At 31.9% G+C, this 18293-nt stretch carries 17 protein-coding genes; 9 read left to right on the top strand and 8 right to left on the bottom strand.

The window, feature by feature from the left end; translation table 11 throughout:
* Positions 1-103 precede the first annotated feature (103 nt).
* Positions 104-649, bottom strand: coding sequence for a DUF4494 domain-containing protein (locus APR43_RS14220; protein ID WP_053470608.1), 546 nt, complete (start codon positions 647-649; stop codon positions 104-106).
* A gap of 397 nt (positions 650-1046) precedes the next feature.
* On the opposite strand from APR43_RS14220, the gene APR43_RS14215 reads away from it, so the two are divergent.
* From APR43_RS14215 to APR43_RS14200, 4 genes are all read left to right on the top strand, one after another.
* Positions 1047-2243: a hypothetical protein gene (locus tag APR43_RS14215; protein WP_053470607.1), complete on the top strand. Its 1197-nt coding sequence runs from the start codon at positions 1047-1049 to the stop codon at positions 2241-2243.
* Between the two features lie 72 nt (positions 2244-2315).
* A complete protein-coding gene (locus APR43_RS14210) occupies positions 2316-2894 on the top strand; it encodes a hypothetical protein (RefSeq protein ID WP_053470606.1) in 579 nt (192 codons plus the stop codon).
* A 356-nt stretch (positions 2895-3250) separates the two neighbouring features.
* The gene (locus tag APR43_RS14205; protein ID WP_053470605.1) at positions 3251-3544 is read left to right on the top strand and encodes a hypothetical protein; all 294 of its coding nucleotides are present in this window, start codon (positions 3251-3253) and stop codon (positions 3542-3544) included.
* A gap of 37 nt (positions 3545-3581) precedes the next feature.
* Positions 3582-4178 carry a hypothetical protein gene (locus APR43_RS14200; protein ID WP_053470604.1) on the top strand — a complete coding sequence of 199 codons (597 nt, stop codon included), beginning with the start codon at positions 3582-3584 and terminating at the stop codon, positions 4176-4178.
* A 297-nt stretch (positions 4179-4475) separates the two neighbouring features.
* Here the strand turns inward: APR43_RS14200 and APR43_RS14195 are convergent, their stop codons facing one another.
* Positions 4476-4886 (bottom strand): helix-turn-helix domain-containing protein, encoded by a 411-nt coding sequence (locus tag APR43_RS14195; protein ID WP_053470603.1) that lies wholly within the window; start codon positions 4884-4886, stop codon positions 4476-4478.
* A gap of 203 nt (positions 4887-5089) precedes the next feature.
* On the opposite strand from APR43_RS14195, the gene APR43_RS14190 reads away from it, so the two are divergent.
* Both APR43_RS14190 and APR43_RS14185 read left to right on the top strand, forming a co-directional pair.
* Positions 5090-5431, top strand: coding sequence for a hypothetical protein (locus APR43_RS14190; protein WP_053470602.1), 342 nt, complete (start codon positions 5090-5092; stop codon positions 5429-5431).
* Positions 5432-5556: 125 nt separating this feature from the next.
* Positions 5557-6504: a homocysteine S-methyltransferase family protein gene (locus tag APR43_RS14185; RefSeq protein ID WP_053470601.1), complete on the top strand. Its 948-nt coding sequence runs from the start codon at positions 5557-5559 to the stop codon at positions 6502-6504.
* On the opposite strand, the gene APR43_RS14180 is transcribed toward APR43_RS14185, so the two are convergent.
* Complete coding sequence (locus APR43_RS14180) at positions 6501-7184, bottom strand: cytidylyltransferase domain-containing protein (RefSeq protein WP_053470600.1); 684 nt, start codon at positions 7182-7184, stop codon at positions 6501-6503. The two genes, APR43_RS14185 and APR43_RS14180, sit on opposite strands and share 4 nt — an antisense overlap.
* 289 nt (positions 7185-7473) lie before the next feature.
* Between APR43_RS14180 and APR43_RS14175 the strand changes: the two genes are divergently transcribed.
* Genes APR43_RS14175 through APR43_RS14165 form a run of 3 tightly spaced genes read left to right on the top strand, consistent with a single transcriptional unit; the run spans position 7474 to position 9598 of the window.
* Complete coding sequence (locus APR43_RS14175) at positions 7474-8073, top strand: cytochrome b/b6 domain-containing protein (protein WP_053470599.1); 600 nt, start codon at positions 7474-7476, stop codon at positions 8071-8073.
* Positions 8074-8133: 60 nt separating this feature from the next.
* Complete coding sequence (locus tag APR43_RS14170; RefSeq protein ID WP_123924618.1) at positions 8134-8859, top strand: hypothetical protein; 726 nt, start codon at positions 8134-8136, stop codon at positions 8857-8859.
* A gap of 43 nt (positions 8860-8902) precedes the next feature.
* Entirely contained in the window at positions 8903-9598 is a 696-nt protein-coding gene (locus tag APR43_RS14165; RefSeq protein WP_053470597.1) for an XAC2610-related protein, read from the top strand.
* 3 nt (positions 9599-9601) lie between these two features.
* Here the strand turns inward: APR43_RS14165 and APR43_RS14160 are convergent, their stop codons facing one another.
* From APR43_RS14160 to APR43_RS14140, 5 genes are all read right to left on the bottom strand, one after another.
* Positions 9602-10906 carry an ATP-binding protein gene (locus tag APR43_RS14160; RefSeq protein ID WP_053470596.1) on the bottom strand — a complete coding sequence of 435 codons (1305 nt, stop codon included), beginning with the start codon at positions 10904-10906 and terminating at the stop codon, positions 9602-9604.
* A gap of 100 nt (positions 10907-11006) precedes the next feature.
* Positions 11007-11660 (bottom strand): hypothetical protein, encoded by a 654-nt coding sequence (locus APR43_RS14155; RefSeq protein WP_053470595.1) that lies wholly within the window; start codon positions 11658-11660, stop codon positions 11007-11009.
* Positions 11657-15763, bottom strand: coding sequence for a DUF4157 domain-containing protein (locus tag APR43_RS14150; RefSeq protein ID WP_240514956.1), 4107 nt, complete (start codon positions 15761-15763; stop codon positions 11657-11659). Before APR43_RS14150 ends, APR43_RS14155 begins: the two co-directional genes overlap by 4 nt.
* Before the next feature lie 9 nt (positions 15764-15772).
* Positions 15773-17377 (bottom strand): DUF4157 domain-containing protein, encoded by a 1605-nt coding sequence (locus APR43_RS14145; RefSeq protein ID WP_082356375.1) that lies wholly within the window; start codon positions 17375-17377, stop codon positions 15773-15775.
* A 40-nt stretch (positions 17378-17417) separates the two neighbouring features.
* A complete protein-coding gene (locus APR43_RS14140; protein ID WP_053470594.1) occupies positions 17418-18278 on the bottom strand; it encodes a DUF6734 family protein in 861 nt (286 codons plus the stop codon).
* Between the last annotated feature and the right edge of the window lie 15 nt (positions 18279-18293).

Below are 18293 nucleotides of genomic sequence, written 5' to 3'. Positions count from 1 at the left end.
TTTACTGCCCCAAAATAAAAAAGCCCCAGATTTCTCTGAAGCTAATTTGTTAAAATTTCAATATTGGAATTTGGAATTTTAATTTTTTGAGATTTAAAAAAAATTATTCCTCTACGGTTTCAAATTCCATGTGATCTATTATTTCTTCATCTGCTTTTGCAGGTTTTGAAGCTTTTAGAGCGTTAAATCTTTCCAGCATTTCGGTTTCTTCTTCCTCACCGCTAAAATATGGGAAAACGTCCATAATTGGCGATTCTGAAATGGCAGGAATAGAATATTCACCCATTGTATTTTTCATAACATGAATCGTATTGTCAAAAGCTTCTCGCACATCATTTGCCTGAACCAGCATATACATATTTGATTTTCTTTCTTTTCCGCTTTCTTCATCATAAGCAATCAAAGAAACTTTTGATTTAAACCAGCGGTCAGCATTTTCAAATGGATGAATCTCGGCATAATTTGCTACTTTAATATTGGTGATTTTAAATTCTTCACTAATATATGCTGCCATTTCTTCATTAATTCTTTTTTCAGCTTCTGTATAAGAGACTGCATCTACCAAATAAGGTTCTGTTAAAACTTTTTGGCCTCCAGTTTCATCGGTTTTTCTATACTTTACTTTGCATTCGTACCAAATTGCACTCATTTTTTCTAATTTTTAAGGATGCCAAAGATAGATTTTACAGGAAAATAAATCAGGATTTCGGCAAATAGATATTCACAATTTGTATTTGTTTTTTGTAAAGTGCTGATTGGTTTGTATTTAATGTGTAAACACGAGTTGTTTGCTCTTCCTGATTACTTAATTAAAAAACACTTCGCAGAGGAGGACAGTTTATAAACAAGAAAACCATTCATTCGAATGGTTTTCTTGTTATTGTAATCTTATAAAATTATATTTTTTGGAATAAATCAGTATTGCAGAAACCTAAACAGTTAAAGGTTAGAGAATTGTCTTATATTGATATTTTCTAAACTTTTAGTGGCGGTATGCTGATTTTTAACATGGTAAATTGGTTTAATTAACTTATAACCATAAAACTATGAGAACAAAATTTAAAAATGCAGCAAGATTAATTGTCGTTTTTATGATTTTAATCACTTCTACAAAGTGTCAGACAGATGATCATTTAGGACAGGCAAATGATAAAACCCTTTTATCTGCCAAACAATGGTTTAAAAACTATGAAACCGAAGGAAATAATTATGCATTATTTCAGAATTTAAACTACGACTGGAGCGATGCAGCAATTACAAATTCAGAAGACGGGACAAAAACAATTATAGTTCCCATTAATGAAGTCAAAAAAGACCCCACAGAAACCTGGGAACAAAAACTGTATATTTATAAACTGGCCGAAAATTATTACGAGGCCTCATTGATTGAAATATATCCTGATAAAAATAACACAGATCCCAATAGTTCGTTAATCGAAAGTGAAATTTTTACTGGTTATATAAGTGTTGGGGATCTCAAAAAAGGATTTCTAAAAGTGGCTAAGTTTGAAAATGGTAAACTTGTAGAAAATGGTATTATTAACCTGCGTTCTAAAAGCAAAACTGCTAAAGCCCCTTCTAATCAAGTTCCGTGTCCGGTTGGAACAGACTGTGATACAGATACAGGCGGTGGAGCAATAGATTTAAAAGAGGTAGTTGTAAATAATAACTATAAAGACCCATCAGGATATATTATAACATACAATTATGGCGGTTGGGATTATACAGGTGGCATAACTCCCGGAGATTATACAAATCATGGAACTGGTGCTAGTGGTGGAAGTGAGACGCCAAATATAGAAACTACACCACCTAGTTGTGAGAGTTTTAATTTCACATCAATAAAAGGAGCTAATTGGCAAGAAGCTGCAGTCAAAAATATAACCTTAAAAATTGTTGTTCTTACTCAAAATAGAGTTGAAGTAACAAATACAATGATATTTCCTCAGGCAGTGCTTTTTGGTATGCCAATAAATTATAATAAAGGAAATGGAGATGTTTCATCTGGTGCAGCTGCGACAGTTTCTGCTATGGTTCTTAATGAAACGATGAAAGAGATGGCTAAATTGTATACTCGAACATTAACAAATGAATTAACATTGCGTACTAAATTTCAAGAACTTCTAATATATAATTATAGAATGTACACAAATGGTGGGACTGTAAATTTTAATTCAAAATCCCCTTTACCTGCAACAAATTATAAAACAAACCCAAGAGAAACGGGTCTTTGTGATAATTGATTCCACATAAACCCTATAATTCATTAAAGAAATAAAAATAATGAATTGCAATTATTAAATTAAATTTGAAAAATGATAGAAGATGTTTTAACAAATTGTGTATATCTATATTATCCCAAGAACGTATGTCCTTGGGATGATAAAGAAAAATATTTAAAGACTTTAGAGTATAAAAGATTACAATCTCTAATTGACTATTTTGATTCTGATGGAAAACAATCAGTACGAAATAACATAAAAAAAGAATTTCAAGATGATGTAATTTTAAAAGATTTTGAAGATTTTTCTATATTGGATAGTAATCAAGATAGATGTTATACTTTCTTTCTGAATGTATTTGAAGGAGGAGAACTGTATTCAATTTCTTTGTATTTAAGTTTTTTAATTCCATATTATACGATTAGAAAACAATGGCATCCAGCTGAACCTTTTTATTCAAAAGAAAGGATTAAAGAATTAGAAAAAGAAAAATTAGACAAAAGAAAAATCGATGAACTAGTTCTTGCTGTTGAAAGTATAGTTGAAAACAAACTTTTTTATAAAAAGTTTCCGCGATTGTTAATGGAGTATAAAATTTTAGATGTAAGTTTTGGGGATATTTATCTTGGTAATTTTACGATGTATAACGCTTTTTTTAACAACAGAAAATAAATGAATACAACAATAACTAAGTCCTATTTAATCTTTCTAACACTCAGCATTTCTTTTATAATATATTTTTATTTTGATATGCATCTTTACGTTTATGCATATTATGATACTTACTATTGTATAAGTTATTTTTATTTTGCTTTACTGTTTCTAATATTTGGAAGTTTAATTTATTTATTTAGGTTTCTTCAATTAAGAAAAAGAAGAGGACGAAAATAGAAAGATTGACGAATTAATTCTTGCTATGAAATTATATATTATAACAATCATTTTATCTTTCTTTTCCATTAATATGTTAATTGCTCAGGAAAAAGCAAAAGACACGCTTTTTTTTTAAATTAGATGGCAAATATCTTTTGGAATCTAAAAATAATGAACCAAAACAATATATCATTAAGGATAATTATGATGTAAGAGAAGGAGCAATTTATTTTAAGGAACATAAGATTGTAAAGTGCAATAAACCTCAAGAAGTTATTTGTTTTAAAAAATTTGCAGGATCATCGAAATTGTATCGAGCCAATAATAAAAAACTGCTAAGCGACCTTAAAATAATGAATTTATTTGATAATTACATTGTTATTTTAGTAAACAAAAAAAAAGACGAAACAGAATATGTTGAAGTAGGACCTGTGTTTGTTATTGAATAAAGATAGTCAAATTGCAATTGTTAAATTAATTTGAAAAATGATAGAAGAAGTTTTAGCAAATTTTGCACATGTATTTTATCCCAAGAATGTATGTCCATGGGATGAAAGAGATAAATATTTGGAAACAATAGAATATAAAAGATTAAAAAAAATTATTGATTCTTTTGATTCCGAAGAAAATCTCAAAATTCGGGATAATATTAGAAAGGAATTTGAGAATGATATAATTCTCAAAGAATTTCAAGATTTTTCGGCATTAGAGAACTTTCAAGACAGATGTTTTACGTTCTTTTTGAATGTTTTTGAAAACGGTCAATTGCTTTCAATTACCTTGCATCTTAGTTTTTTATTACCTTATTATGTAATAAGGAGAGGATGGCACCACGCTGAACCATGGTTTACAAAAGAGAAGATTATAGAGTTAGAGTCTCAAAATTTGGATACTAGAAACAGAGAAGATTTAATATTAGATATTGAAAAAATTGTAGAAGAAAAACTCTCTTATCAAAAATTCCCGCAAACTGTAATGCATACCATTATAAAGGATATTGGTTTTCAAGGCATTTCTCTAGGTGATTTTAAAATGTATAATGCTTTTTTTAATGATCAAAATATATATGAAAATACTAACTAGAAGCTTTTTGTTGTTTTTTGCAATCTGTATTGTATTGCTCATCTATTTTTACTTTGTTCAATATTTTTTTACAATTAATTTTTACGATACTTATTACATCATAAGTTATTTTTATTTTGCTTTGCTGTTTCTAATATTTGGAAGTTTAATTTACTTATTTAGATTTCTTCAATTAAGAAAAAGAAGAGGTCGAAAATAGAAAAATAGTTAACCACAATCATTTGTTGAATCACCAAAAACACCAATTAAAAAAGAGGCCTTCAAGCCTCTTTTTTGTTTTAGTAAATCGATAAAATCCTATTTCAATTTCAGTAATTTTTCTAAATATTCATTTTTGTCTTTTTCTGCTTGAACTAAAAGTTGGTAAAGCTTTTTGTTTTCTTCATAAGATTCAATCAATTTATCTAATGGATTAAATGTCGGATGATATTGAAAAAGAGCGGCATTGTCATGATTATTAACTGTATTTCCAATAATATTAAAAACAGCTTCGTCACTATAATTTTTTATTGCTTCTGCCGAAACACCTAAAACTTCAGCAATAGCATCTAATTTTTCTTCATCAATAGTTTCACTTCCTTCAATATTTGATACTGTTTGCTGGGTAACACCAATTGCAAAAGCAAGCGCTTCCTGTTTCATACCTCTAAGCTCTCTAATTCGGCTTATGTTTCTGCCAATATGTTTTGGTTTTGCTGTTGTAGTCATAGCTCAAAGATATTTAAAAATTATTAGATTTTTTTGATCGTTGTAAAAAACAAAAATACTTTGTAGTAAACAATTATCATTTGTTGATTACGATAAAATCTGTTAGTTAATTGCGAGCAGTAAAAATACGATTTTTCTTATATATTAAAATTGAAAAATTACTAAAATAATATGTCTAAAAATTAAAAACAAGTAACATAACTATGGAAAAAAATGAAATGGAAAATGAAGAGAAATTTAAAAAATTAATGCGTTACTATTTTAAAACCTTAAAATCGGCGAATAAAGAAAATGAACATTATATTGCTGAGGTTAAGTTTTCAAGTTATTATGAGCTTGGATGCGTTATTAGTGAAATGCTAAAACTATGTATTTTGGGCGTGGATCACGACGTGCATAAAACTTCGGAAACAGATAGAAGAACAAGTATTAATTTGTCTTTAATTTTAGAAGTTGTGCATCAGCTTTTTCCTTTGGATACATTTGAATTTTTGGATGAAATCGATGAAATGTTCCTTAAAAAAGTTCAAAATATAAAAGAATAATGAAATGGTTTTTTACCATTAAAAAAAGCTTTTCCTGATTTTGAATAATTTTTTTGAGAATATCAAATTTTGTATATTTATATGTGTATTTATTTGATTGTTAAATATTTATAATTATTTAAAAAATGAAAAGCAATAAAAAAAACTTGCCAAATGAAACGGATGAAATATTTTTAACAGACGGCGGACTCGAAACTACATTAGTTTTTCTCGAAGGATTTGATCTTCCGTATTTCGCCGCTTTTTATTTATTAAAAAATCAGGAAGGATATAATGCCCTTAAAAATTATTACATCCGATATTTAAAAATCGCAAAAAAGTATCAAACCAATTTTATTCTGGAAACCCCAACCTGGCGCACAAATCCAGATTGGATCGAAAAGATTGGTCATCATAAAAACGAATTAGCCTTACTGAATGAAAAAGCCGTTACTCTTTTAGAAAATTTAAGAACAGAATTTCAAAACGATATAAATTCTATTTTAATAAGCGGCTGTATTGGTCCTCGCGGCGACGGTTATGTACCAGAAAATTGTATGAGTATTGAAGAAGCACAGCAATATCATACAGCACAAATAGAAGCTTTTAGTAAAACCTCAATAGATTTTGTTTCGGCACTTACCATGAATTATATTGAAGAAATTATTGGAATTGTTAAAGCTGCTTCATCTTTTAATTTGCCTGTAGTTATTTCTTTTACAGTTGAGACAAATGGCAAACTTCCAACAGGAATGAGTCTAAAAGATGCTATTGAAAAAGTAGACGAAAGTGTCAATATTCCGCCAATATATTATATGATTAATTGCGCGCATCCAACACATTTTTTAAACGAATTAAGCGAAAGTAAAAATGAAAACTGGGTAAAACGCATCAAAGCTATTCGTGCAAACGCATCCTGTAAAAGCCACGCCGAATTAGACGAAGCCACAGAACTGGACAGGGGAGTACCAAAACAATTAGGAAAAGAATATAAAACATTAAAAGATTCTTTCCCGCATTTAAATGTTTTTGGTGGCTGCTGCGGAACTGATGAAGAACATATTGTTGAAATTGCTAATGAATTAAAAAATTAAACTCCACTATGAAAAATAGCAGGAAATTTATCTTGGTTCGCAAAAACCAATTTCACTAATTCATAATTAGTATCCGAATCCAAAAGCGTATTTTCAATTTCTTTTACTTCGGATACTGTAGCCATTTTTCCAATCTTTTTTCCATGTTTGCGGAAAGAAGTACGAGTAAAACCATAAAGAATCCCATTTTCGATTATTGAAAATTGAAATTCATCATTCATTTCTCTTTTTTCGAGATCATAATTTCTCAACTCATAACGCTGTATGCTGAAAACCGAATCAAAATATTCTCCGGGCATGACATAGTCCGTATATTGTTTGATGAAACTATCTATGGTAAAGTTTGTCAATAAAGGATTAAAACTTTGAAATTCGATAAAATGTTCACCCGAAATTTTTTCAAGAGTATGAGCCGTTATCAAATCTGATTTTATGTCTTCACCAATTAATGATTCCGGTCGGTCAATTATTCTTAATCTGCCGTTCCATTTGCAATATTCTTTAACTTCCTCAGAATCGGTGTTGATTACAATACTTTCAAATTGAGTGAATTTCAGTAATTTTTCAATCATATACTCATACATGGGTTTTCCATTAAATGGAAGAAAATTTCTATTAGGTAAAACATGCAAAGGATACTCTTTTTGTATTGGTAAAAGGGCAGTAAGAAAATTGCTCATAGTGTCTTTATAAAAGAATTAAAAATGACGTTCATTTTATAAGGCTAATTTATAAAGATAGAATGAACTGGTTTTAGGTAGAAATACTTGATTTGAAGTAAGGACCTAAAGAATAAAAATAGTAAATTATTGGTTGTGTATTATCGGGGTTGCTGCTGAACCGATGAAGAACATATTGTTGAGATTATTGGTCAGTTGAAAGTTGTATAAAGTGTTTTCTTCGAATTGAATGTTTGTAGAAAATGAATATATTTGAAAATAAAGTTGACAACATTTTTAAAGAAAATAAATGCACACAATAAAACAGCGAAGATTATTTACGAAAAGAGAATATAATATTCTTGACAATAAACTGAATTATAAAACATCTTATATAGGAGGTGAAAGTGAAGGAATGGTTGCCTTTGAAAATTTGTCAAAAGAAAAAACGACTTACAAAACATCCAATAATATCATATTAGTACTTTCACTGCTTATTTTTGGAATTGCAGGAATCTCTTTTTATTTCCGCAATGATAAAGATTCTGACCCAGACGCATGGATAGTTTTTACATTTATAGCAATTGTTTTATTTACCGTATATTTTTTTATGAATGAAAATTCATGGAAAATTAGAACTCATAATAATGGATATCTCATTCTATTTAAAAAACACCCCAATCAAAATTTTGTTGATGAATTTATATCAACATTGTTTCTTGAGAGAGATAATTATTTGCGAGAAAGATATCTAAGCCTTGATCCTAATTTAAACTACGAAACACAGGTAAATGATTTGAGATGGCTGCGAAACGTTGAAGCAATTTCTAAAGATGAATTTGATAAATACTATTCAGATTTAAAATTATTATACGCACCAAAAAGAGGAGCAATTGGCTTTGATAGATAACATGAGAATTAGCACAAACTCTATTAAAAATAATCATCCCAATAAATAACCATTCCCCTTATGAAAATTACGCTCCAAATTTTAATAATCAGTATGCTGTTATTCTCTTGTCAAGAAAATAAAAAGGAGCTAAGTGAAAAACCGAATAAAAAAGAGATTGTAAGTAAAAAGAAAGAAGATTTAGTATCGGCTGGAGAAAAAGTAAATGACGCAATAGCAGATCTTACTATTAAATTTTCTGATTTAACGATTTCAATGAGTGACGATGATACAAGCTGGAAAGATGAATATGAAGAAACCGATAATATTTATGAAACCAGAAAAGATACAGCCATTTTTTATCTTGATCCGGGTTACTCTCTTGAAAGATCATTTAAAATTGAACAAGAAGAGTTTGATGAAATAGAATTGTATGGACAATTTGAAATAAACGTGGGAATTGATACAGAACGAGAACTTGATGTGCCGTTTTGCCTTATCGAAGATTGGAAAAGCTACACTTCTGAATGGACTAAATTTAAAGTCAATAAAAATGATTTACAGCTCCCAATGATTGATGATAGAATAGACCGCCCAATAGATTTTACTATTGATGAACTCAAAACTGCTGTAGGGAAACACTGCGGTTCTGAATGGTTAGATGAAATCAAAAATATTAAATCTCTTGATAAAATAAAAACCAGTTTTTTTACAACAAGATACATTTATAAAATTAGAGCAAAGAATAGTAAAACAAACGCGATAGTTGAAAAATTCATTGTCTTTTATGCACCTACAAGCTGTTAGAATTTAACATCACTATTAGATTCAGTTCTAAAAACATCTAAAAATGAAAAACCTTATTTCGATATTTATTATTTTACTTTTAATGAGCTGTAGAAATACGGCAGAAAATGTTTCTTCAAAAAAAGATCGCAAAGATGAGGTTTCGGTAAAAGAACTTTCTCAAACTAAAATAGATACTTCTGTAAAAGTAAGTCCACCATTTATTCTTAATAATATAAAATGTAACTGGAAACAAATTGATTCTGTTTCAGGAGCAATTACAATAGAATTAAGAGACTATAAAACACAAAGGATTTTATTAAGCTATTCTGATTATTTTAAATCAGGAAATGATGTTAATGCAGAGGATTATTTTAACGAACATTTTCAGGATTTAAATTTTGATGGTTTTAAAGATTTTTTGATCACAAGCAGTGGAAGTACTGCCATGACAGATTTGGTAAACATATATTTGTTTAACGAAAAAACGAAATCATTTGAATTTTCTGAAGAGCTGTCAGACAATACAATAGACGAAGTAGATAAGGTTAATAGAAAACTTTCTACAACTTCATCTACTTTAGATGATGAAACTATAAAAAAGCATTATTTTAATAAAAACGGTACGATAAAATATTCTGAAATTATAACTAGATCAGACGTTAGTGAAAACGATTCGGTTACACACTATAAAAATATATATGAAAAAGTAGTCAATGGTCAAGTTGTTAAAACAAAAGAGTATAGTACTATTGAATGATATTTACATCATTTTCCCTTCTTTAGCATATTCTTTTTTAATTCCCTGAAGCAAATGATTCAGGTTGATACTTTTGTTTTGATCTTCTAAAGTTCTCAGGCAGGCATATTGAATGATATTTACAATATTCGCGCCCGTAATATCGTATTTTTTTGAAAGTTCGCTAAGATTTACATCTTCGGCAATCTTAATTCCTTTTGGCAGATTATTTTGCCACAGTTTTAAACGTTCGCCGTAAGAAGGCACTTCAAACTCAATTATAGATTGAAATCTTCTAGTAAAAGCGGTATCAATATTTGTTTTAAAATTAGAAGCCAGAATAACCAATCCCGGATGATTTTCGATACGTTGCAGCAAATACGAAACTTCCTGATTAGCATATTTATCGTGTGCGTCTCTCACATTGGTTCTTTTTCCGAAAACGGCATCGGCTTCATCAAAAAACAGAATCCAGTCTTTGTCTGCCGCTTTGTCAAAAAGAGACGACAGGTTTTTTTCGGTTTCTCCAATGTATTTTGAAATCACCATTGACAAATCAATTCTATAAACATCTCTTTGGGTATATTTTCCTAAAAGTGAAGCGGTAAGCGTTTTTCCAGTTCCCGGCGCACCGTAAAACATGACTCTAAAACCGGGTTTTATTTTAGATTTCATATTCCATTCATGAAGTAAAATATCGTTGAATTTAAGCCATGTTTCTATTTCTTTAATTTGATTTAAAGTAGAAGAATTGAGAACCAAATCGTCCCAGTCTAATTGAGTTTCGATTAATTGCGCAGGGAAAATACTGCTAAGCTGCGGTTTTAGAATTTTTCCGGTAATGAATTTCTCGATGTATTCATCTTCTAAAATCAATAAACCACTCAGTTTAGGTTCGCCATTTGGAACAGATTCTATTTTGATGATTCTTTTTTGATAAAGAAAAGACTGATTGTGCAGGTAATCATAAAATGAAATTCGGTTTTCGAGATCATTTCCCGCAATTAAAAACTGAGCCGTTTCACCCGTTGGTAAAATTCCGCGATGGTTTTTGGTTTTTATTCCTCCAAATTCGGGTAATTCGCCGCCATTCGGTAAATATTCGGCAATAATCGAACTTAAAAAATCGGGTTTCAAGTGCGGCGCAAGAGCTAGTCCCAACAAAAGAGTATCGATTTCTGTCAGGTTATTTTCGATGATGAATTCGTTTATAAACCCATTCGAATCAACTTGATTCAAAACAGGTTTTTCCATTGGATTTTCGGTCTGAAAAAGGTTATCAAGCTGAAATACGAATTGGTTTTTTAGATAAGTGAATACATTTTCCATTTTATACTTATAATTCGATTGAAAAAAAAATCAAGTTTTGATATAGCTATAAATTAACATTAGGGAAAAGAAAGATCGGTACTTTTATTTTGTTAGCTTTTTAATCTAATTTAGCTAATTTGGTAAAATGCATTAAACTCTCCTTATCAATACTGCCATAATCATATTGGTCTTTTTTAATTATTTCTTTTACTACTTCATATTCAATAGGATCAAGTTTAAATAGTTCATTTAAAAGTCTTGAAATAAAAATGGGCTCATTGTGATATTTAATAAATAATTCATTAAAAATAATTACAACATAATCTCTATATTTTGAACTCTGTAATGCAAATTCGACCAGTACCTTAAATATAACAACTTTAAAATCCCATTCAATTTTTGGGTTTTTTATAAATTTTTCTAAATCTGGAATTATATCAAACCCCATCAATACAAGGGCTTTTGGCAATTCGGAACGAAAATCAAAAGCCTCTTCATTTTTTTCGTCAATTAATGCATCCAATAAAATAGGAACTGATTTTGTAATTTTTAATTGACCTAAAGCTCTCCATGCATGTCTTGAAGCAAAATCTTTTATAGTAAATCCTGAAATTGCATGGCTTAAATTTGAAGTTTTTACAATGTCGATTAGTTCGTTGGCATTTTTTTCTCCAATGTTCAATTCTTGAGCATAATTTGGCCAGTCTTTAGACAAATCTGTTTTTCCGAATTTGAATAATTTTTCTACTTCTTCTGAATATTTCTTTTTCATCTTACATAATAGTTATTACCTTCTTTGATTATTACATCATCTATTAAATTATTGATTGCATCTCTTATTATTGCATCTGTTCTGGAAAGATCTCTGGCTATTTCTCTATATCCTGTATAACTTGTTTTTTTGTAAACCTTTCCGTCTCTTTTAATTTGTCCTGAAATTTTGTTTCTCTTTAATAAATCTGTTACTAATTGCTCTGGCGGAGTAGCGGCTATACCTGTAATATTTGGAAAACTACCTGTTAAAGTCTGCGAATAGACTGAGTTAAGAGTAGTTCCATTTATTTCATCAATTTGGGCAGTTATAGATTGCGCAATATAAAAACCAAGTGCTAAAGTTAACTGTGCATTACTAGGAGATGGTAATGCAAAAATTGAATCATTTTTAGAATCTTGATAATAATTAACAGTCATTGAGTATTTTAAAATTTTTGATTTATTATCTTTTCCAAATTGCTCTGGACCATTATCCATATTTGTGTTTAAAGATTGTGTACCAAAAGCTAAATTGTCGTTAGTTGCTTTTCCATATAATGCAGCAGATAAAACGTGAATACCTTTAGTTTCAGATTGATTACCTGCATTTTTAGCTACAAAAGCATCTATAAAGCTATTTCCTGTCATTACACTTCTGTTTACTCTGGATTCCCCGGCTCCACTATCAGGTTGTTTTTTTGTTAATGGATTTGCAACAACTGTTTTTGGTCTTCCTTTATCCATAACAGTAGGCATAATTACTGTTTTTGGTGTAACTTTTTTAGGAGTAATTTTTTTAGTTAATTGAACATAATTATAATCCCAGGTTTCTCCGCCATCAGTTACAGAAGAAATATTTATAACAGATGCCTGATCTGTATTGACTTTGTTTTTAATGGCTTGAGCTTCATCAGCGGTAACTTCTCCTTCATCATTTTCTTTTTCAGTTTCAGAATCAATTTCCGCTAAAGCTCCCGCAAGTGGACCAGCAGGAGTTGCAGCTTCCGGTTCACCTCTTCCCATCACTCTGTCTAATAAGGCCATTCCCGTATCAACAGCTTTATTCACGAGCCATGTAAGTGCTTCATCAACCATTTGTTGTACAGAAATAATCATTTCGCCAATTCTTGCCCCAATTCCGGTTAATCCAACCTGATTGGCTAAGAAGCCTATCACAACCGGCATAGCTTGTCCCATAGTTCTTTCGAGATAATCTGCGGCTGTGGCGACATTACCTCGGGCTAAATCAGCTACGCCATTGACAAACGAATTGACAACTTCGAGCATTTCTCGCAAGTATTTTATAAAACTTTGTATCGCATTAAAGAACGCCATTGCACCGTTTATCACCGCCATGATTCCGGTTGGGTCTAACATACTCAACAATCTTGCGGTTATTCTGTTCACGATGCGTTCCATGACAAAGTTTTTCACGGCATCGAGAACGGTATTCCATAAATTACTAAGCTGTTCTTGTATTTTATCCCAAATGGCAGCCATACCGCGTTCCTGAACATCTTTAATAAATGTCCAAATACCTTCAAGTGTATTAATCATGCTGCGGATTCTGGCAACTCTTGCAGGCCCTATACGGGGATGTGCGGCGAGTTTTTCCCAGATTTTTTCCATTGAGATATTCAACACTTCCATTACCCAGGTAATAACACCTTGCAATGAGAAATCAGTAAGTGCCGGAATATTAGCATCTTTTAACTCGCTCATTAGCCAGCCTGTTACACCATTTATTAAATGGGTTACAATATTGTCAAAGAATTGTATAAATCCTTGTTTAAGCGCACGCAGTATATTTTTTAAGAAACCAATTGGATCTTTTTTGATGTCATCAATAGCTTCTAATGCTCTTGTAATGATATTTCCGATAAGGTCAAATGGGAAATTCATGATTTCGAGAATGGCTACAATAACGATTCGGACAATTTCTGCTACAAAAGCAATTAATCGGCCTATAGGTTCTCCAAATTTGTCAATGATTCTCAAGAAAGCATCTATCGGATGGATGAGGTCATTGATACTCATAGAATCCCAAATGTCGGTAAACAATTGAATTATAGATTGCGGCGTCATGTTGAGTGTCGCTACTGCGGCTTCAATTTCGCCTACAATTCTGGCTATTGCACCAGATTCAACCATTTGTGCATATTGTTCTTCTCCGCCGTCCATAAGGCTCATAAAACCTCGTATTAGATTTGGAACTGTGCGAGGTACAGCTTCTTGTGTAAAAGGATCTCTTCCAATAATTACTTTAATAAGCGAATAACCTCTTACAGTAGCTGCTTGAGAAGACAGCCATCCTAGTAATGACTCCTTAACAAGTTCTAATACTTTTAGTGCAACGCCTGAAGCAAAATCCCAAACTCGTTGCAGAAATCCTCCAGCTTGGGCTGCAAGTGCTGAAAGATTATCAGCAATATTGACCAAATTTGCAGGCTGAATAGCATCCCAGGCTGCAGTTATGAGTCCGCGAAGCTCGCCTAACAATGAATTGAAAGTTCCAACCTGAGTGTCAAGCCAGTCGGCAGTTTTTTGCAGCGTGCCTTTTTCACGCATTTGCTCAAGCTCTGTTTGCTTGTCTATAAGTATTAAGAAATCTTCTAATATTTCAACCGTTGTGGCATTGACTGCTTCATTGCGTAACGGGTCGTATTTGATTATTTTTTTGATTAATGACCAGGCTTTGTTTTCTGCCAGTATAGGTTCTGCCACACCAATCAAGGCTTCTTTTATCCAGGTAATAACCTGATCTACAGTTGAACTTACAAAAGAAGTTATTCTGTTAACTACTTCATTAAATTTTTCAGTAACTAAGTCAATTATACCAGTGTAAGGAAATGATATTTCGTCCCAAACCTCTTCAACTAAATCTAAGATACTGTCGATTGTTAATCCGAGTTCGCTTAATTTTCCTTCTACCCAGTCAAAAACCTGTTGTAAAATTCCATATTCCTGAAGCTTGTCGAATATAGCAGTTCCAAAAGGAACAAGACCCATTAAGCCTTCAACGAGATTAATTGGAGTTCGTTCTACATCAACTTGTCGCAGCGGATCATAACCAATAATAACGGTGAAAAGAGTGTAACCCGGAACGTGTCGTGCCTCATTGATGATCCAGTCTGGAACTAAATCCAGGAACGAACCCTGAACCATTTCGGGAGCAGGGGATATAGTAGGTTCCGGTTTTTTTCTAATGGCAGCTCCCTGCTGTACAGTATGTGTTAATTCATGAGCGAGTAAATGCTTGCCCTCTTTCGAATTTGGATTGTATTTTCCTTCGTTAAAATAAATATTGTTTCCGGTTGCAAAAGCCTGAGCTCCCAATTGCTTATTCATTTGAACAGCATTAGAGTCATTGTGTATACGGACATTGCTGAAATCGGCTCCAATGCCTGATTCCATTTCGGTTTTTACTTTTCCGGATAGTGGAGAACCTCCGCCTTTACTGCTGTTTAAATTAGATTCTAAATTTGAGTTGTCGCCAGGATTCGCATCGGCAGCAGCACTTTTTTGTATTTGTTTTTCGTCGTCTTTAGCCTGTTTCTCTTCTTCTTTTTTCTGTTGTACATTTTCTTCTTCCCCTTTATTTTGGATTAAAGGTTTGAGTGAAAGTGTATTTGTTTTTGAGGTAGTTTCTGTTTTTTTGACTTCTGTCTTATTCTGAATTGTCTCCTCTTTTTTCTGGATTTTATCTTCGAGTTTATGTTGAATTAAAGTTTTTGAAGAAAAAGCCGGATTAATTTCTCGTTTTTCTGGTATTCTGGAATCAAGTTTGTTTTGGATTGATTCACCATTTAACTGCCCAACTGGTGTTATGGTTTCGGGTGCAGTTTTTCGTTGAATTTCTTTGTTTTGTTCTTCTTGCTTTTGAACATCACCCGCCAATTTCTTTTGCATTACCGGCGATGGCGAAAAGAAAGTGTCTGTTTTTGCTGTTTGTTTATTGGCAACTACTTTGTCTGCGACTCTATCGGCTTCTGTTTCAAATTTATCGTTAGATTTTCCTATATTCAATTTTGCCTGTACCCCAAAAAAAGATTCCTTCCCTTTGTCATGATGTGACGCAGAGTGCGAAGGATTCGTATTTGTTTTTTTGGTTAAAACTGGCATGAATAAATTTTATTTAATTGATACAGATGCTTTTATTTGTGCGTTACAAAATGGAGGAATTGTTAAAGAGATTGTATGTTTTCCTTTTTTTAAACCGGGCAATGAAACGAAAGTTGTTTTCTTTTTTGTTGTTGGATTAATTGTATCTCGCAATTTTCCATCTACATGTACGTCAAACGCATTGCAGCCGCCTGTTTCTGAATTATCATGTAAATCTTGTGCGACGATTTTTAAACGATTCTCGCATCCTTCTTCTGCAAAAAAATTGCCTGATATTTGATTAGTGAACGTACCTCCAAGAATAGCAACAAAATCTTTCCTGCTGCATGGCGGAGGTTCTTTTTTGCCTCCTTTTTCTGCCACCAGTACATTGTCTAACGCTCCTATAGTTTCCGGGCCAACAAGACCGTCAATTTTATTCAAATTATTATCTGTTTGAAAGCCGATTACCGCATTTCGTGTTTCGCTTCCAAAATCTCCGTCTGCTCCAAATTTTGGTAAACTTTGACCTGCTTCCAATAACCCCTTTTGCAATTCTGCAACATAATTCCCTTTTTGACCAGTAGAGATCAGCATTTGATTATCATTGGCTTTTTCAAGCGGAGGGTTGCCTTTAAACTGTGGATTTTGGGGTCTCTCTGCTTGTAAATCTTCAGGATGATTTTCAATAGATGATTTTTGTATTGTTCCTGATTTTTGTTTGGCTCCGGTTTGCTGCACCGTATGGGTTAGTTCATGCGCTAATAAATGTTTTCCTTCCTGAGAACTTGGATTGTATTTCCCTTCATTAAAGTAAACATGATTACCATTGGTAAAAGCCTGCGCGCCTAATTCCTGACTCATTTGAACAGCACTGGCATCGGTATGGATTTTTACATTACTGAAATCAGAGCCAAAACCAGATTCCATTTCCTTTTTGGTTTTTTTGTCTAATCCGGTTCCGCTTCCTTTTGAGCTGTCGAGCTTTCTTTCTAAGGCATTGTTCTGAATTTCAGTTTCTGAATTTTGCTCTTTCTTTTGAACTGGTTTTTTTTCCTTTTTTTCTTCTTTTTTCTGAACGTTTTTGTCTTCGCCCTCGCATTCGGCACATTTTTTTTGTACTTTCTTGTCTTCCTCTTTTTCTCCCTTTTTCTGTACTTTTTTATCTTCTTCCTTGTCGGATTTCTTTTGTACCTTTTTGTCTTCTTCTTTTTCTCCTTTTTTCTGTACTTTTTTGTCTTCTTCCTTGTCGGATTTTTTTTGGACTTTCTTGTCTTCCTCTTTTTCTCCTTTTTTCTGTACTTTTTTATCTTCTTCCTTATCGGATTTCTTTTGAACTTTTTTGTCTTCTTCTTTTTCCTTGCCCTTTTTTTGCAAAGGCTTTTCTTGTGCTAAATCTTGTTTTTGAACTGTTGAAATGGTTTCTGAAATAGGTTTTTGCTGAATAGCTTCTTCGCTTCTTGATTGCAAGAGTCCTCCCGTTTTACGTTTGTTCACTACTTTATCAGCAACATTATCTGCTTCTGTTTCGTATTTGTCTCCTACAGTTCCTGTGGTTAGTTTTTTTTGAATTTTTGGTCCAAAAAAAGGAGAAGGTGAGGGGTTTGCTATTTTTTTGTGTTCAAATTCTCTCATGATATATTATTTTACCATTTTTGGTTAATAATTTGTTTGACTAAACAAACTGCGGATTATTCGCGATAACATCTTCTTTCTCTAATGCGCTTTTGATTTGCATATACCAATACGGAAATATTTTAGAGAGCCGAAGTTCAATTTCATCAACAACATATTTTTCATATTTTTTCATTCCAAAAAAATGAGAATACCCAATACTATCGGCGTATTTTCCTTGCTCTGTTATGTTTTCTCCTTTTAATAGTATTGCAGGATTATTGTTTTTATAATTCAATAGCGATGCAAGCGTATATTGTTCTATTAAAATGCAGGTTTCATAACCTTCTTCTTTCAATACAGAAAAGTTGTTTTGATTTTCAAGATATATTTTCTCTAAATCATAATAGCTTTTTATAAATTCATCACGGAGTTTGAGATCGTTAAAACCAAAAATTCCACAATTATAGGAATAGCCTAAATTGGGATGCCAATAAGGTAAGTTATTGGTGTATTTATTAAAAAATTCTACCTGCTTCTTATAATGGATTTCATAAGTATCTTCTTTGCGTTCTACTATTACATCATCAAAACTAAAATCTATTTTTTTCTTAATAAATATGTCAGTGTCTACGTGAACAAATGGTTTTGTCTGCAGTTCCATGGCAATAATTTTAGATTTCATCCAAAGTTCTATTTTGTTGTCATTGTTCACTTTGGTAACAGCACAAGGAAGCATATACAGGAACTTAAAGCCTATTTCGTCTACGTAAAGTTCAATTTCATCATACCACAAATGGCTGTATAATATACTTAGAGCTGTCATGTAGATCGTTTCCTTTAGTTTGTCTCCCATATCCCACCTGTTATTCATAATGGGAAGTACATCAAGGCTATAAATGATCTTGTGTGTTTGTTTCATATACAGCTATTTATA

The organism is Flavobacterium sp. NLM, from assembly GCF_002210235.1.
GTDB classification, from domain to species: Bacteria; Bacteroidota; Bacteroidia; order Flavobacteriales; family Flavobacteriaceae; genus Flavobacterium; species Flavobacterium panici.
The sequence above is the reverse complement of the archived record's forward strand: the minus strand, read 5'-3'. Positions and strand labels throughout refer to the sequence as shown.

What these genes read in the sequence shown, in the direction of transcription:
- APR43_RS14140 (WP_053470594.1), bottom strand. Translation starts at nt 18,278, where the DNA reads ATGAAACAAACACACAAGATCATTTATAGCCTTGATGTACTTCCCATT.
- APR43_RS14200 (WP_053470604.1), top strand. Translation starts at nt 3,582, where the DNA reads ATGATAGAAGAAGTTTTAGCAAATTTTGCACATGTATTTTATCCCAAG.
- APR43_RS14175 (WP_053470599.1), top strand. Translation starts at nt 7,474, where the DNA reads ATGCACACAATAAAACAGCGAAGATTATTTACGAAAAGAGAATATAAT.
- APR43_RS14185 (WP_053470601.1), top strand. Translation starts at nt 5,557, where the DNA reads ATGAAAAGCAATAAAAAAAACTTGCCAAATGAAACGGATGAAATATTT.
- APR43_RS14170 (WP_123924618.1), top strand. Translation starts at nt 8,134, where the DNA reads ATGAAAATTACGCTCCAAATTTTAATAATCAGTATGCTGTTATTCTCT.
- APR43_RS14160 (WP_053470596.1), bottom strand. Translation starts at nt 10,906, where the DNA reads ATGGAAAATGTATTCACTTATCTAAAAAACCAATTCGTATTTCAGCTT.
- APR43_RS14165 (WP_053470597.1), top strand. Translation starts at nt 8,903, where the DNA reads ATGAAAAACCTTATTTCGATATTTATTATTTTACTTTTAATGAGCTGT.
- APR43_RS14155 (WP_053470595.1), bottom strand. Translation starts at nt 11,660, where the DNA reads ATGAAAAAGAAATATTCAGAAGAAGTAGAAAAATTATTCAAATTCGGA.
- APR43_RS14210 (WP_053470606.1), top strand. Translation starts at nt 2,316, where the DNA reads ATGATAGAAGATGTTTTAACAAATTGTGTATATCTATATTATCCCAAG.
- APR43_RS14215 (WP_053470607.1), top strand. Translation starts at nt 1,047, where the DNA reads ATGAGAACAAAATTTAAAAATGCAGCAAGATTAATTGTCGTTTTTATG.
- APR43_RS14180 (WP_053470600.1), bottom strand. Translation starts at nt 7,184, where the DNA reads ATGAGCAATTTTCTTACTGCCCTTTTACCAATACAAAAAGAGTATCCT.
- APR43_RS14190 (WP_053470602.1), top strand. Translation starts at nt 5,090, where the DNA reads ATGGAAAAAAATGAAATGGAAAATGAAGAGAAATTTAAAAAATTAATG.
- APR43_RS14220 (WP_053470608.1), bottom strand. Translation starts at nt 649, where the DNA reads ATGAGTGCAATTTGGTACGAATGCAAAGTAAAGTATAGAAAAACCGAT.
- APR43_RS14145 (WP_082356375.1), bottom strand. Translation starts at nt 17,377, where the DNA reads ATGAGAGAATTTGAACACAAAAAAATAGCAAACCCCTCACCTTCTCCT.
- APR43_RS14195 (WP_053470603.1), bottom strand. Translation starts at nt 4,886, where the DNA reads ATGACTACAACAGCAAAACCAAAACATATTGGCAGAAACATAAGCCGA.
- APR43_RS14150 (WP_240514956.1), bottom strand. Translation starts at nt 15,763, where the DNA reads ATGCCAGTTTTAACCAAAAAAACAAATACGAATCCTTCGCACTCTGCG.